11 protein-coding genes and 1 pseudogene are annotated in these 15,062 nt (G+C 70.6%); 5 read left to right on the top strand and 7 right to left on the bottom strand.

Annotation, left to right across the window (positions count from 1 at the left end):
* Positions 1-12 precede the first annotated feature (12 nt).
* Entirely contained in the window at positions 13-1,029 is a 1,017-nt protein-coding gene (locus QE377_RS06380) for a VOC family protein (RefSeq protein WP_307320801.1), read from the top strand.
* A 6-nt stretch (positions 1,030-1,035) separates the two neighbouring features.
* Here the strand turns inward: QE377_RS06380 and QE377_RS06385 are convergent, their stop codons facing one another.
* The 3 genes from QE377_RS06385 to QE377_RS06395 all read right to left on the bottom strand — a co-directional run bounded on the left by QE377_RS06385 (position 1,036) and on the right by QE377_RS06395 (position 6,080).
* On the bottom strand, positions 1,036-2,148 hold the full coding sequence (locus tag QE377_RS06385) for a 5-methyltetrahydropteroyltriglutamate--homocysteine S-methyltransferase (protein ID WP_307320803.1): 1,113 nt from the start codon (positions 2,146-2,148) through the stop codon (positions 1,036-1,038).
* A gap of 120 nt (positions 2,149-2,268) precedes the next feature.
* The gene (locus QE377_RS06390) at positions 2,269-5,088 is read right to left on the bottom strand and encodes a DUF6351 family protein (protein WP_307320805.1); all 2,820 of its coding nucleotides are present in this window, start codon (positions 5,086-5,088) and stop codon (positions 2,269-2,271) included.
* 113 nt (positions 5,089-5,201) lie between these two features.
* Positions 5,202-6,080 carry a PaaX family transcriptional regulator C-terminal domain-containing protein gene (locus QE377_RS06395; protein WP_307320808.1) on the bottom strand — a complete coding sequence of 293 codons (879 nt, stop codon included), beginning with the start codon at positions 6,078-6,080 and terminating at the stop codon, positions 5,202-5,204.
* A gap of 119 nt (positions 6,081-6,199) precedes the next feature.
* Between QE377_RS06395 and QE377_RS06400 the strand changes: the two genes are divergently transcribed.
* The gene (locus QE377_RS06400) at positions 6,200-7,345 is read left to right on the top strand and encodes a leucine-rich repeat protein (RefSeq protein WP_307320810.1); all 1,146 of its coding nucleotides are present in this window, start codon (positions 6,200-6,202) and stop codon (positions 7,343-7,345) included.
* A gap of 4 nt (positions 7,346-7,349) precedes the next feature.
* Here QE377_RS06400 and QE377_RS06405 read toward each other — a convergent pair whose 3' ends face one another.
* Both QE377_RS06405 and QE377_RS06410 read right to left on the bottom strand, forming a co-directional pair.
* Entirely contained in the window at positions 7,350-8,240 is an 891-nt protein-coding gene (locus tag QE377_RS06405) for a serine hydrolase (protein ID WP_307320813.1), read from the bottom strand.
* Between the two features lie 100 nt (positions 8,241-8,340).
* On the bottom strand, positions 8,341-10,305 hold the full coding sequence (locus QE377_RS06410; protein ID WP_307320815.1) for a M13 family metallopeptidase: 1,965 nt from the start codon (positions 10,303-10,305) through the stop codon (positions 8,341-8,343).
* 135 nt (positions 10,306-10,440) lie between these two features.
* Here QE377_RS06410 and QE377_RS06415 point away from each other — a divergent pair, with 135 nt between their 5' ends.
* Positions 10,441-11,757: an MATE family efflux transporter gene (locus QE377_RS06415; protein ID WP_307320818.1), complete on the top strand. Its 1,317-nt coding sequence runs from the start codon at positions 10,441-10,443 to the stop codon at positions 11,755-11,757.
* A 438-nt stretch (positions 11,758-12,195) separates the two neighbouring features.
* Here QE377_RS06415 and QE377_RS06420 read toward each other — a convergent pair whose 3' ends face one another.
* Positions 12,196-12,789, bottom strand: a complete 594-nt coding sequence (locus QE377_RS06420; RefSeq protein WP_307320822.1) for a M15 family metallopeptidase — start codon at positions 12,787-12,789, stop codon at positions 12,196-12,198.
* A gap of 87 nt (positions 12,790-12,876) precedes the next feature.
* On the opposite strand from QE377_RS06420, the pseudogene QE377_RS06425 reads away from it, so the two are divergent.
* Together QE377_RS06425 and QE377_RS06430 are read left to right on the top strand one after the other, a co-directional pair.
* Positions 12,877-13,537, top strand: a pseudogene (locus QE377_RS06425) (response regulator transcription factor).
* Positions 13,534-14,607: a HAMP domain-containing sensor histidine kinase gene (locus tag QE377_RS06430; RefSeq protein WP_307320825.1), complete on the top strand. Its 1,074-nt coding sequence runs from the start codon at positions 13,534-13,536 to the stop codon at positions 14,605-14,607. The pseudogene QE377_RS06425 and the gene QE377_RS06430 overlap by 4 nt, the downstream one beginning before the upstream one ends.
* Here QE377_RS06430 and QE377_RS06435 read toward each other — a convergent pair.
* The gene (locus tag QE377_RS06435; protein WP_307320827.1) at positions 14,592-15,017 is read right to left on the bottom strand and encodes a VanZ family protein; all 426 of its coding nucleotides are present in this window, start codon (positions 15,015-15,017) and stop codon (positions 14,592-14,594) included. The two genes, QE377_RS06430 and QE377_RS06435, sit on opposite strands and share 16 nt — an antisense overlap.
* Positions 15,018-15,062 lie beyond the last annotated feature (45 nt).

The following is a 15,062-nucleotide window of genomic DNA, read 5'->3' on the forward strand; positions in this document are numbered from 1 at the left end:
AGAGGACACACCATGGCAACGCGCGACAATTTCGACCTCGCACACCTGGGCGGCGTCGAGCTGTTCACCCCGGTCTTCGAGGAGAGCCTGCACTTCTTCCGCGACCTGCTCGCGATGCGGGAGGTGGCTCGCATCGGCGACTCCGCCTACCTCCGCTGCTGGGACGAGTACCAGCTCTACACGCTCAAGCTCACCGCATCCGACACCAACGGAGTGGGCCGAACCCTCTTCCGCGTCACGAGCCCCGAGGCCCTGGAGCGTCGCGTCGCGGCCATCGAAGCGGCGGGGCTCGGCCACGGCTGGCGCGAGCCGGAGGTGGGCGTCGGCCGCTCCTACGAGTTCGAGGATCCGGACGGCCACCTCATGGGCATCTACTACGAGACCGAGCACTACGTGCCCGACGACGAGGACCGCCCGGCGCTGAAGAACCAGGCGTCCGCGTTCCCCGGACGCGGTGTGAACGCCCGCCGCATGGACCACATCAACTACCTGGCCAGCGACGTGACGAAGGCCGGCGAGTTCTGGCGCGACGTCATGGGCGCACGCGAGTCCGAGCGGGTGCGTCTGGACGGCGGCGGGTACGCGGCCTGGTGGTTCCGGTTCCAGCAGAAGTCGTACGACGTGGTCTACAGCGAGGACTGGACCGGCGAGCGCGGCCGGTTCCATCACTTCGCACTCGCCCCCGACACCCGCGAGGACATCCTGAAGGCCGCCGACATCTTCCTCGAGAACGGCGTGCACATCGAGTTCGGCCCGTACAAGCACGCCATCAACCAGACGTTCTTCATCTACGTCTGGGAGCCGGGCGGCAACCGCATCGAGCTCGCCAACGCCGGCGCGCGCCTCATCCTCGACCCGGATTGGCCGGTCGTGGAGTGGTCGCAGGCCGAGCGCGCCAAGGGCCAGGCGTGGGGCGCGAAGACCGTGCCGACCTTCCACACGCACGGCACGCCGTTCCTGGCGAACCAGGCCGAGATCGACGAGGCGGCGATGAAGGGCGAACCGATCCCCGCGCCGCAGAAGCGCTGAGCGGGCTCAGCCCCAGACGGATGCGGCGATGTCCGCGACGGCACGCACCTTCGCCCACTGCTGATCCTCGGTGAGCTCGTTGCCCTCCTCGGTGGAGGCGAACCCGCACTGCGGGCTCAGAGCGAGCTGATCGAGCGGGGCGAAGGCAGCGGCCTCGTCGATGCGGTGACGGATGTCGTCCGCGCTCTCGAGGTCCCCGGTCTTGGTGGTCACCAGTCCCAGCACGACGCGCTTGTCGCCCTCGGGCAGGAACCGCAGCGGCTCGAACCCGCCGGCACGCTCGGAGTCGTACTCGAGGAAGTACCCGTCGTACGCCGTGTTGCCGAGCAGCTGCTCGGCAACAGGCTCGTATCCGCCGGACGAGATCCAGGTGGAGCGGAAGTTGCCGCGACAGACATGCGTGGTCACGGTGAGGTCGGCGGGCTTGCCGTCCAGGATGCGGTTGAGCAGATCGGCGTAGCGCTCGGCGATGCCGTCGGTGTCGATCCCGCGGGCGCGCGCCTTTTCGAGCTCGGCCTCCGAGCACAGATACGCCCACGCGGTGTCGTCGAACTGCAGGTATCTCGCGCCCGCCGCGTAGAACGCGTCCAGCGCGTCGCGATAGGCGGCGATCAGGTCGTCGACGATCGCCTCGCGGCCGTCGTAGACGGCACCGTCGATGTGGCCGGGCTCCACCCGGAAGTCGAGTACCGTCGGCGCGGGGATCGTGAACTTCGGCAGCAACCCGGTGCCCTCGGCGATCGCGGCGAGCGAGCGGTAGTGCGCGAGGAACGGGTGCGACTCGTCGAACCGGATCGGCCCCGTGATCTCGATGCCGCGCGGCTTGGTCTGCACGCCCTGGAACTGGATGCCGTGGTCGAGTTCCACGATGTCGACGCCGCCCAGCATCCCGAAGAAGTCGAAGTGCCACCAGGAGCGACGGAACTCGCCGTCGCTCGCCACCTCGAGCCCCGCGGCGCGCTGGCGGGCGACGAGGTCGGTGATCTCCGCGTCCTCGACGGCACCCAGCTCGGCATCCGTGAGCTCCCCCGACGCGTGACGTCGACGGGCGGCGGCGAGGCCCGGCGGGCGGAGGAAGCTTCCGACGATGTCGGCTCGGAACGGCGCTGAAGTGCTCACGTCGCGATGCTACCGACCCGGCCATGTCTGCGGGCGAACCGCCGGGTGTGAGTTAACCCCCGTGACGTCCATCTCGGTGCGGCGGATGCGGGGAGGCGTCGCACACCTCCCCGCATCCGATCAGGAGCGTGCCTGGCCGCGACGTCGTGCGAACACGAGGGCTCCTGCCCCCAGCACGAGGACACCCGCCCCGACAGCGAGGAGCTCCCACGGAACCGTTCCGCCGGTCGAGGCCAAGGTGCCCGCGGGAACGATCGTGATCGGCACGCGCAGCGGTTCGAGATCGCCGGAGGCGATCACGAGCGTGTGCGCACCCGCGGAGATGCTCGCCGGGATCGTCGAACGGATCGTGATCCGCCCCTCCGCATCCGCAGCGGGAATCCCGGCCAGCACATACGGATCGCTGCGGATCTCGGCCGCGATGCGCTGACCCGGGATGAGCCCCGCGACCCGCGCGACGAGGGTGCCGCCCTGTTCGAATCGACCATCGCCGACGTCGACCGTCGCCCACGCCGACACGCTCGGCGACGGCGACGGCGACGGTGGGTTTGACGGCGACGGCGACGGCGGGTTCGAGGGCGACGACACCGGCGCCACCGGCGCGGTCGCGGCGGAGACACGGGATACCGGCTGATAGCCCTCGGCGACCACCGACACACGCGCCGTGAGGGCCGCGCCCTCGTGCGCCTCCCCGGGCGTGAACGAACCGGACACGGCGCCCTCGATCGCGACACCGTCGGCGAACCACTGGTAGCCGAGCGTTGCGCCCGGCGTCGCGCTCGCCGCCGACACCGAGAGCTCGGTGCCCACGCGCGCCTCTCCCGTGATCACGGGCGCCTCGAGCACCGCATCCGGCTGCGTCTCGAAACTCTGCCAGACGCCGGCGTAGTCGACCCGGCCCTGGCTGGGCTTCGCCCAGTCGCAGACACCCGTGGGGAAGGCGGCGGTCAGCCGCTCCCACTGCCCGTCGGTCATCACGGGGTAATCCGCCCGCGCCGGTGCCGTCAGCTGGCACTTCAGGACGTCGCGAGAGAGGGACTCTCCGGCGACGTAGCGGGGCTCGGAGTGGTACGGGAACAACTGGTTGCAGGTGCTCTGCGTGTTCTCGTAATCGAGCTGCTCCGAGACGAATCCGTCGTCCGTGTAGCAGCCGTCACCGAGACCCGCGGGGCGCGCGGCGACCGTCCGCGCCCGATCGCCGAATCCGCCCATCGCGACGATGTTGTCCAGCCACTCCTCCAGCTTGTCCAGACCCGCGGTGTACATCGCGCTCGCGTACCCCGCGTCCTTGCTCGTCCAGCTGACGTGGGTGTCCGCGTTGCCGTAGGCGTCGAGCATGCGCTCACGGATGATCGCGGAGCGGTACCGCTCGTGGAAGTCGCCCGTCGGGTCGGTGTAGCGACGCATCTCGATCACCGGCGTGTAGGCGAGTCCACCGGTCATGAGGTTGATACGGCCCGTGCGGTACGCCTGCTCGATGGCCTCGATGCTCGCCTCGGACCGCGCCGAGGTGCGCGTGCCGTCCACATCCATCCCGCCGGCGTTCTCGTTGAGGGTGACGAACTGCTCGGGCGAGATCGCGCCCGACTGGAGAGCGGCAAGCCCGTACTGGACCCCCACGTTGTCCGGGAGGACGCGCAGCCCGCGACCCTGGTCATCGACGCCGTAGACGTTCTGCACCATGTCGGCGATCGTGCACCGCAGTCCGTCGGGGTTCGCCTCCGACCAGCGGTCGCCGACCGGAACGGCGGCGTTGCAGCCGGCGCGCGGATTGTCGACACCCGTGAACCAGGTGAAGCCGGTGCAGGTGAACAGCTGCGCGTGACCTGTGACGGCGAGCTTCTGCGCATCCGTCCATCCGGAACCTGCGGGCGATGCCCAGAATCCGAGCAGGTTGGTGCAGTCGTGTCCGGCGACGGTCGTCGTGCGCTCGTCCGGGTAGCCGATGTCGCCCATGACGCCGTCGATGATGCCGGGGTAGTTGTTGGCCAGCAGGAGTTGCTGCATGGTGCCGGCCGACCCACCCGAACCGATCGTGTAGGTGACGGGGCCGACCTGCTCGATCACGTGCTCCTTGACCATCATCGCGGTCTCCGCGCTCGTGACGTCGTTGCAGTTCTGCGCGAAGACGTTGAAGGTCGCCGAGGCGACGATGTAGCCGCGCGAGAGCAGCATGTCGTTCTCGACGCCGCCCGTGCTCGAGCCCTGCCAGTAGCCCACGCCGCAGGCACCGCCGAAGGTGTAGGCGAGCTTCCCGTTCCAGCCCGCCGCACGCGCGGCGTACGTGGGCGCGGGGTCGTCGGGCCCGGCGAGCATCGCCGTCTCGTAGACCGCGCGGTTGATGGTGCCGCGTTCGACCCGGACGACATAGGGCACCGTGCGACCCTCCACGGTCGCGGTGGCGACGTCGCCGGGGGTGGAGCCATCGGCGGGATAGTCGGCCCAGGCGCCGCCCGTCGTGCGGTAGCGGAAGCTCACGCGGGCCTCGGCGACGTGGCAGTCCTCATCGGTGGGCCCGAGGTTCCACGGCGCCCCGGATGCCGTGCAGTACATCGGATGCTGGGGGCCGGAGAAGACGGGACCGGAAGCGGGGTGGTTCCGGATCTCGAGAGTCTCCGAGCCCGAGGCCGATCGCGCCGTCACCTCGCTCGTCCCGAGAGGCAGACCCTCGACGAGTCCGATGAGGCGCCCGTTCACGGCGGTGAAGGAGGCGGTGATGTCACGCCCGTCCGCGGTCACGACCGTGGCCCCGTCCGCACCGTCGACCGCGATCAGCGCGTCACCTCCCGTCACGGTGTCCGCGCGACCGGAGAGCACGGTCAGCGAGAGGTCGTCCGCGGCGGCGGCCGACCCGAGGGGAACGGCGAGCGCTGCCACCACCCCGATCGCGGCAGCGGCGGACGCGAGCATCCTCGCGCGAGGTCGTCGATGTCTGAGCATGCAAGATCCTCCGATGTGACGTCATCGTCATGGGGATGCCTCGTTGCGTCCCCTCGGGGATGAGAGTAGAAGTAATTGTTACGAGCGTCAATGAATCTTTACATAAGATCCACTCAGGAAAGCCGCTGCGGCCGGACCAGACGCGCAAGAGCGGGCTCGATGGCCGCGACGTGCTCCCGCATCCGTTCCTCTGCTGCGGGTCCGAGCGCGTCGTACACGGCGACGAACGCAGCCCGCGCGTGCTCGCGCGGCCAGCCCGCGGGCATGAGACGCATCGGGTGGCCGGGCTCCGCGTGACGGAACGTCTGCCACGCCAGCATGAGGGAGGTGCGGCGCTCGATCGCCTCTGCGGGCGCGAGCTCCTCCTCAGCATCGCCGGCGGCGACGCGCGCGAGGAACTCGGCATACTCCGCCTCCACCTCCGAGAGGTCCCACGCGCGCGTCGGACTGTCACCGGGCGCCGTGGCCAACACGCCCCGGAAGGTGGAGACCTGCCCCACCCCGAGGGACCCGAGGGCCTCCACGGCAGCCTCGACCGAATCGAACGGCGAGATCCACACACCGTCGTACAGGGGCGCATACCCCAGCCAACGCAGGCGGGTGCGGGCGGCATGACGCAGAGGCCGCTCCTTCTCGGGGATGGAGAAGAGCACGGCGCTCCACAGGCCGTCCCACACCGGATCCTCCCGGCCGAATCGCTGCAGCCACTGGGCTTCGTCGGCCAGCACCGATGCGCCGCGGTCGGTGAGGGCGTGACTCGTGCGCCGCCCAGACCTGCTCAGCACGAGCAGGCCGCGGTCGGTCAGCCGCGTCAGGCTCGCCCGCGTCGCGGGCGCCTTCACGCCCAGATCCGCCATCGCGGCCAGCAACGCCCCGGTCGGCATCGCCGCGCCCACCCCCCACCAGTAGTCCCCGAAAAGGGTCAGGATCTGGTGCGCCGGCGACCGCTTACGGCCGATGCTGGCAGTCGGCGCCTGTCGGGTGTCGCTCACCGCCCCATTCTGGCAGCGCGGACTCGCGTGGTCGCGGGCCGGCGCCACGTCGGGCCGCCGGAAGTGAACAGGACTCAGCTATCGCCGTCCTCGGGCCGAGGCGCCGATAGCGTCCGGCCATGCCCGACACACAACGCCCCGCCTCCCGGCGCCTCCGGCGCGCACTCCAGGGAGCGGCTGCCGGCGTTCTCGCCGCCGCACTTCTGCTCGTCGCAGCGCCCGCCGCATCCGCCGCCGACACCGAAGTCGACGGACTCACGTACTCCCTCACCGCGGACACCGCGACGGTCACCGGGCAGGTCGTGCAGACCTCAGCGGTCACCATCCCTCGGCAGATCACGGTCGACGGCGTCCGTTACACCGTCACGGCCGTGGGCGACAGCGCGTTCGACCGTACCGGGGGCACGGCGCTGACCTCGCTGAGCCTGCCGGATTCGCTCACCGACATCGGTTTCGCGGCGTTCCAGAGCAACGCTCTCACCTCGCTGACGCTTCCCGCCTCGGTGCGCACCATCGGCGATCAGGCGTTCGCGCTCAACTCGATCCGCAGTGTGACGTTCAACGAGGGGCTCACCAGCATCGGCAGCTTCGCGTTCTCGCAGAGCCAGCTCGAGCGGGTGACACTGCCCTCCACCATCACCGACCTCGGCTTCGCGCCCTTCGGAGACAACCCGCTCTCGGTCATCGAACTGCTCGGACCCCCGCCCACCACCTTCGGCACGATCGCAACCACCCCGCCGGCGACGGCGCTGTATCCGTGGCGGTTCGGCGACGAGCGCTTCGCCGGCGGCTACACCGAGCCGACCTGGAACGACCTGCCCACTACCGCGGTGGCCACCGTCACCTTCGACACCGCCGGCGGCAGCCCCATCGCCGCGCAGTCCGTCGTGCTGGAGGCGGGAGCGACCGCGACCCGACCCGCGGACCCCGTACGCAGCGGATTCACCTTCGACGGGTGGCAGCGAGGGGGCGCGGCATATGACTTCGCCGCACCGCTCACGGGAGACCTCGCTCTCACCGCACAGTGGGCGGTGGCGCCGGAGCCGAGCCCTGAACCGACGCCCGAGCCGACTCCGACTCCGACGCCGGAACCCACGCCGTCGGCGAGCCAGAGCGCCGCACCGGCTCCGGCATCCACTCCGCCCGTATCGGCGCTGGCCGCGACGGGCAACGACCCGCTGCCGTTCACGCTCGCCGCCCTCGGCCTGCTGGGAGCGGGCGCGATCGCCTTCGTCGCGGAGCGACGAGTCCGCCGACGCGGGTGAGCCGTCAGTACACGTACTCCATGAGCTCCACGCCGAGCACGCGGAAGGCGTCGTGCACCCGCAGCCGGTGTGCGATGGAGAGGTCGTCGAAGCACACGAACAGCGCGTAGGCAACGCCGGCACGGGGGCCGGCGAGCACCCCCGCCTCGGTGCGGATGCCGGATGCCCGCCCTGTCTTGTTGACGAAGAGCAGACCGTGTTCGTCGTTGTCGTGTGCGAACGGGTCGAGACCCGTCGCCGCGGCCACGAGCGACAGATCGTGCCCGTGGCTCAGCCACTCCGCGACCTGCGCGCTGACGCCCGCGCTGACCGCGGTGCTGTTCACGAGTTCCGCGAACAGGTGGGCGTACTCGCGCGCCGCGCCGAGCGCGACGTGCGGGGCGTCATCGGGGCCGCGCGTATCGCGGAAGCTGTCCATCAGCGCGGACCGGGTGAGTCCGAGCTGCTCGACGCGCGCGCGGACCGCCGGCAGACCCACGCGGGACATCAGCGCATTGGCGGCGAGGGCGTCACCCGAGGACGCGGCGAGCAGGGCCACATCGATCAGGGGCAGTGCCGGCGCCTTCAAGTGCTGCCAGATGCCCGAGACGGAGACGGGTTCGAGGCCCGCGCGATCGATGATCTCCAGGGGCTCGAGGGTTCCCGCTTCGAACTGCGCCGCCGTCTCCACGAGCAGCGGCACGACTCCCAGCCCCGCGATCGGGAGGCTGCGGAAGTCGTCGCCGCTGAGCACCGCCGAGCCGAGGTCGAGGTCGTCGATGCGCACCGAGACCTGTGCTCCCGACGCGGCGAGCGCGTCGAGCGCCTTGAGCGTCGATGTGAACGAACGCCGTCCCGCGGCGGCGCGACGAGGCAGACGCTTCGCGCCCCGCCGCGAGGGCGGTGCCGATTCCATTCCGCGAGAAGCCTCGGGAGAGCTGGGCACGGCGCAGATCCTTCCTACCGGTTCGGGCACGGGATGCGGGCGAGACTACGCCCGACGGGTCACGGCGCAGTTACCAGATGGTGACGCGCTGGTCGGCGTCGAGCCAGAGGGCGTCGCTCTCGGTGACGTCGAACGCCTCGTAGAACGCGTCGATGTTGCGCACGATCTGGTTGCAGCGGAACTCGTTCGGCGAGTGCGGATCGATCGTCAGCAGACGGATCGCCTCCGCGTCACGGCTCTTCTGCTGCCAGATCTGCGCCCAGCTGAGCAGCAGCCGCTGGATGCCGGTCATCCCGTCGATGACCGGATCCTCCGCATCCCCCAGCGACAGCCGGTACGCGCGGATCGCGATACCGAGCCCGCCCAGGTCGCCGATGTTCTCGCCGATCGTGAGGGCGCCGTTGACGTGGTTCTCCTCGGGCAGCCCCTGCGGCACGAGGGCGTCGTACTGGGCGATGAGGCTCTTCGTGCGCTGCTCGAAGGCCTCGCGGTCCGCATCCGTCCACCAGTCGCGCAGCGACCCGTCGCCGTCGAAGCGGCTGCCCTGGTCGTCGAACCCGTGCCCGATCTCGTGCCCGATGACCGCGCCGATGCCGCCGTAGTTCGCGGCCGCATCCCGGGTCTCGTCGAAGAACGGATACTGCAGGATCGCCGCGGGGAACACGATCTCGTTCATGAGCGGGTTGTAGTACGCGTTGACGGTCTGCGGCGTCATGTACCACTCGTCGCGATCGATCGGCTGCCCGACCTTGCCCAGCTGACGGTCGTGCTCGTGCAAGTGCGCGCGGCGGACGTTGCCGACGAGGTCTGCGGCGTCGAGTTCGAGACCCGAGTAGTCCTTCCACTTCACCGGGTAGCCGATCTTCGGCGTGAAGGCGTCGAGCTTGGCGAGCGCCCGCTCGCGGGTGTCGGGGCTCATCCATTCCAGCTGCGAGATCGACTGGCGGTACGCCTCGATGAGGTTCGCGACCAGCTCGTCCATCGCGGTCTTGGCGGCCGGCGGAAAGTGCCGCTCGACGTAGACCTTGCCGACGACCTCGCCCAGCGCGGCCTCGACCAGCCCGACGGCGCGCTTCCAGCGTTCGCGGTTGACCGGGACGCCGGTGAGCTGGGTGCCGTAGAACGAGAAGTTCTCGTCGACGAAGGGCTCGGGCAGGAATGCTGCGGCGGCGTGCACGATCTTGAAGCGCAGCCACGCCTTCCAGTCGTCGAGACGCTGCTCCGTGAGGAGCGTCCCCAGCGCCTCGATGAAGCTCGGCTGCGAGACGACGATCTCGGCGAAGGCATCCGGGTGGTGCGGGGCGACGCCGTCGAGCCACGGGGCAAGGTCCACGCCCGCGAGCGCGACCACCTCGTCCCACGTCTTGAGGTTGTAGGTCGCCACAGCGTCGCGGCTGCGGACGTTGTCCCAGTGGTGCGAGGCCAGCTCGGTCTCCAGCGCCACGACGCGCTCCGCGACGTCCGCCGCATCCGCGACCTCGGCGAGCGTCAGGATCCGCTCGATGTGGTGGCGCAGCGCCTGCCGCGTCTCCTCGAACGAGCCGAGGCGGTAGTAGCTCTCGTCCGGCATCGACAGACCGCCCTGGATGAAGAAGGGCAGGTAGCGCTGCGGGTCGCCCGGGTCGGGCTCGACGTAGAGCTCGACGATCCCGCCGATGCCGTCGCGCTCGAGCTCGCCCACGAGCCGGAGGAGCGAGGCGACATCGCTGACCGCATCCACACGCGCGAGCTGATCGGCGAGCGGCTCGGTGCCGCGCTCGGCGATGCGCTCGGTGTCCATGAAGCTCGTGTACAGGTCGCCGATCTTGCGCGCCTCGGTGCCGGGTTCGGCATCCTGCGACTCGAGGATGATGGCGCGGACATCCTTCTCCGCCTGCTCGGCCAGCAGATGGAAGGAGCCCCAGCGCGCCTTGTCCTCGGGAATCTCGGTCCGGGCGATCCATTCGCCGTTGACGTAGCGGAAGAGGTCGTCCTGCGGGCGGATCTCGTTGCTCAGCTCGTCGAGCGCGAGACCGGAACGGGGGGAGTCGGTCATGCGCACAGGATATGCCGCGCCGCTGAGTGAGGGCTCCAGCCGACCGCGAGTGCCGCCGCATCCCTCCCTGAGACCCCGCGAGCGCGAAAGAGTGGACGGGTGCGGAGCGTCGGCGTCGCTCAATAGGGTCGAGGGGTGGCGGCGACACTCAATCGGCAGATCCTGAACCTCGCGGTGCCCGCGCTCGGCGCGCTCATCGCGGAGCCGCTGTTCCTCATCATCGACGCCGCGATGATCGGTCACCTCGGCGTCGTGCCGCTCGCGGGTCTCGGCATCGCATCCGCGGTGCTGCAGACGATCGTCGGACTCATGGTGTTCCTCGCCTACTCGACGACTCCCGCGGTGGCGCGTCGCTTCGGCGCCGGGCAGCACGGCTCCGCGGTGACAGCAGGCATCGACGGGATGTGGCTGGCCCTCGGCCTGGGCTTCATCCTCGCGGTGGCCGGATACCTCACGACCCCCACACTCGTGGGCCTGTTCGCACCCGCCGCCGACGTCGCGGCGGAGGCCGAGGCCTACCTCGGAATCTCGATGTGGGGCCTGCCGGCCATGCTCATCGTGTTCGCGGCGACGGGTCTGCTGCGCGGCATGCAGGACACCGTGACTCCGCTCTGGATCGCGGGCGCCGGGTTCACGGCGAACGCGGGGCTGAACTGGCTGTTCATCTACGGGTTCGGATGGGGCATCGCCGGCTCCGCGGTCGGAACCGTCGTGGCCCAGTGGGGCATGGTCGCCGTGTACGTGCTGGTGGTGGGCCGGCTGGCGCGGCGACACGACGCATCCATCCGTCCGCGGCGCGACAGTGTGTCGGGCGCCGCACGCAGCGGCGGCTGGATGTTCCTGCGCACCGTCTCGTTGCGCGCAGCCCTCCTGGCGACGGTCGCCGTGGCGACGGCGCTGGGAACCCCGGAACTCGCCGGCTGGCAGGTGGCGTTCACGATCTTCTCGACCGCCGCGTTCGCCCTCGACGCGCTCGCGATCGCGGCGCAGGCCCTGGTCGGTCGCGGGCTCGGAGAGGACGACCCCGCCTTCGTGCGCCGCGTGCTCGGCCGCACGGTCGCCTGGGGCGTGTGGTTCGGTGTGATCGTCGGGGCGCTGATCGGCGGCTTCTCAGGCGTGATCGGACTCGTCTTCACGTCGGATGCGGCCGTCGCCGCGCTCGTGCAGCCCGCGCTGATCGTGCTCGCCGTCGCGCAGCCGCTGTGCGGCGTGGTGTTCGTGCTCGACGGTGTGCTCATCGGCGCCGGCGACGGCAAGTACCTCGCCCTCGCGGGACTCGCCAACCTCGTGCCGTTCGTTCCGGCGCTGCTCGTGGTGATGTGGGCCGGCGCCGCGGGAGCTGCCGGCCTGGCCTGGCTCGCGATCGTCTTCTTCGGCGTCTACATGCTGGCGCGCGCTGTCACCCTCGGCTGGCGCGTGCGCACCGTCGCGTGGATGCGCATCCCCGCCTGAGCGCGCTCCGCATCCGACAGCGCGCGCCAACGCCGCGCGCGGGTGCTCCGGCGCAGGCGCGATTCACCCTGCGTGTCTCAAACGTTCACCCTCACGCGGGCTGTTCCGTGCACAAGTGAGACACGCATGCCCGGACACCCCCTTCGTGTCTCACTCATGCACGGGTGGACCGCACTCGACGTGCACAACTGGGACACAGACGTGGCCAGAGACACACACGGGCAAGGGAGACACGCAGAGGGTGCGGGGGATGCGGGCACGCACTTCAGCCGTGGCATCCCCCGCCCTCGCCGGCCCCAGCGCCAGCGGCCGCCCCAGAGCCAGCGCCGGCCCCCGCGCCGGCCAGCCGCCCCAGGCCCAGGGCCGGCCCCAGCGCCAGAACCGGCCCCCGGCGGCGCGTCGAACCCCGGCGGCAGCCGCACCGTCATGCCCCCCACGTCAGGATGTGGCATCCGCGCGCATGTCGGGGCAGGTGCCGCCGGGAGTGGTCGCCAACTCGAAGTGCCAGCGTTCATTGGCGTAGGTCTGGCACAGACCGTACGCGGCGCCGTGCTCACCGAGCCAGAGCTGGCCGTCGAGCGGTCCGATATCGACGGCGTCACCCGTCACGTGCTGCGAGGCCTCCGGGGTCGCCACGAACTGACGCGCGGTCTCCTCGTCGCCGTAGTAACGGATGGCGTCGCCCAGCAGCCACCGCTGATAGGCCTCGCTGCGCCATCCGCTGGAGATCAGCAACGCCACCCCGTCACCCGCCGCGTCGGCTGTCGCTGCGCGCATCGCGTCGCGCAGTCCTGCGTCGAGCCCGGCGATGGCGGGCAGGTGATCGTCGGCGACGGTGACGGCCTGGTCGCCCCGGATGAGGCCGCTCGCCTCGTCGGGCGCGAACGACCCGTCCGTGGTGAGCACGGCTCGCAGCCACACGCCGGCGAGCGCGGCCAGCAGCATCGCGGCGACCAGACCCATGACGGCGAACACGAGCCGGCGGGACCGCGCCGGAGCGATGACGGATGCGGGTACGACAGAACTGTGCATGCCCCACATCCCACGCGGGTGCGTGTTATCACAGTGTCAGCACAATCGGATATGTCCGCGATATGCGCTCCCACCTAGACTCGCCGCATGCGGGTGCTGATCGTCGAGGACGAGTTGTTCCTCGCCGAGGCGATCCGCGACGGGCTGCGTCTCGAGGCGATCGCCGCAGACATCGCCGGAGACGGCGACACCGCGCTCGAGCAGCTCGCGGTCAACTCCTACGACGTCGTCGTGCTCGACCGCGACATCCCCGGCCCCAACGGCGACGAGATCGCCCGCCGCCTGACAGTCGAAGCCGCGGCTCCCCGCATCCTCATGCTGACCGCCGCCGACCGGCTCGACGACAAGGAGGCGGGGCTTCGCAAGCGGCGCGGACGACTACCTCACCAAGCCGTTCGCCCTGCGCGAGCTCGTGCTCCGGCTGCGCGCGCTGGGGCGCCGCCCCGCAGCCGGCGCACCTCCGACGGCCGAGCGCGCGGGGGTGACTCTGGATCGATTCCGACGCGAGGTGTTCCGCGACGGACGCTACGTCGCCCTCACCCGCAAGCAGTTCGCGGTGCTCGACGTCCTGATGAGCGCCGAGGGCGGCGTCGTCAGTGCGGAGGATCTGCTGGAGCGGGCGTGGGACGAGAACGCCGACCCGTTCACGAACGCCGTGCGGATCACGATCTCCACGCTGCGCAAGCGCCTCGGCGAACCGTGGGTCATCGAGACCGTGCCGGGCGTCGGCTACCGGATGCTGCCGTGACGCCCCGCGGCGTCGGCGTCTCGATCCGCCTGAAGCTCGCGCTCAGCTACGCGGGCTTCCTCATCGTCGCCGGCGGCGCATTGGTGGCCGTCGGGCTTCTCGTCCTGCGCTTCGTGCCCCAGGGCGCCCTGTTCGGCACCGACGGCGACTGGGCACCCAACCGCGCCGACCTGCTCGAGGTCTTCACGCGCTACGCCGTCTGGGCGATCATCGCGCTGGTGCTGTTCGGCCTCGTCGGCGGCTGGATCCTCGCCGGTATCGTGCTGCGCCCGCTCAAGCGCATGACGGATGCGGTCGCCCTCGTACGCGATGGCCGCCTCGACCACAGGGTCGCTCTGCCCGGACGCCGCGACGAGCTGACCGAGCTCGCCGACACCCTCGACGCGATGCTCGACCGCATCGAGCGCACCCTCGACGAGGAGCGCCGGTTCGCCGCGAACGCGTCACACGAACTGCGCACCCCGCACGCTGTCATCCGCACGCTCGTCGAGGTGGCGCAAGCGGACCCCGCCGGACGCGACATCGACACGACGCTCGCCCGCATCGGAGCGACGAACGACCGTGCGATCGAGGCGACGGAGGCGCTGCTCGCGCTCGCGCGGGTGGGCCGCGGCGCACCCCTCGCCCTGCAGCGGGTGGACCTGGCGGCGGTCGTCGAGACGGCGCTCGCGGACGTCCGCCCGGATGCGGACGCCGGCCGCATCCGGATCGACACAGATCTGCGGGCATCCATCGTCACCGCCGACGAGGCGCTGCTGCTGCGACTGGCCGCCAACCTCCTGCGCAACGCCGTGGTCCACAACGTCGACGACGGATGGATGCTGGTGCGCGTGCGGGAGGGCACACTGATCGTCGAGAACGGCGGCGAGCAGCTGACCCCCGAGGTCGCCGCGACCCTCACCGAGCCCTTCGTGCGCGGCGCGGGCCGCACCCGCGGGACACACGGCCGTTCCGGCGCCGGCCTGGGACTCGCGATCGTCGCCTCGATCGTGCGCGCACACGGGGCGACGCTGGCCGTGGTTGCGCGCCCCACCGGCGGACTGCAGGTCACGGTTCACCTGCCGCGCTGACCCGATCCGATGGCGCGGACGAGCGTCGCCACGATCACGCCGATCGCGCAGCCGCAGGTGTTCCAGAGCACGTCGCCGGCATCCGGCACCCGGCCGGGGATCGACTCCTGAGCGATCTCCACGAGCGCCGACAGCACGAATCCGGCCATGATCGCGACGAGCCACGCTCGGCGCGGCAGCAGCAGTGCGAGGGTGGCACCCACCGGGATGAACAAGAGCGTGTTGAGCACCTGATCGGGCCCGCCCGGCAGCCACGTCAAGACGGGCGCCGCGAGATCCTGCAGCAGCCAGACGACGCGGCCCCGCAGCGGATGAACGAAGGCCCGGGGAGCGAGTGTCAGCAGCGCCACGCCCGCGACGGCCGCGACGGCCGCGATGAGGCGGGTGGGTGAGATGCGCGTGTGCGGCATGTGTCCTCCGGAGTTCGGGAGGAACAGTCCACGTCACGCGATGTT

The sequence above is a fragment of the Microbacterium sp. SORGH_AS_0862 genome, assembly GCF_030818795.1.
Classification (GTDB): domain Bacteria; phylum Actinomycetota; class Actinomycetes; order Actinomycetales; family Microbacteriaceae; genus Microbacterium.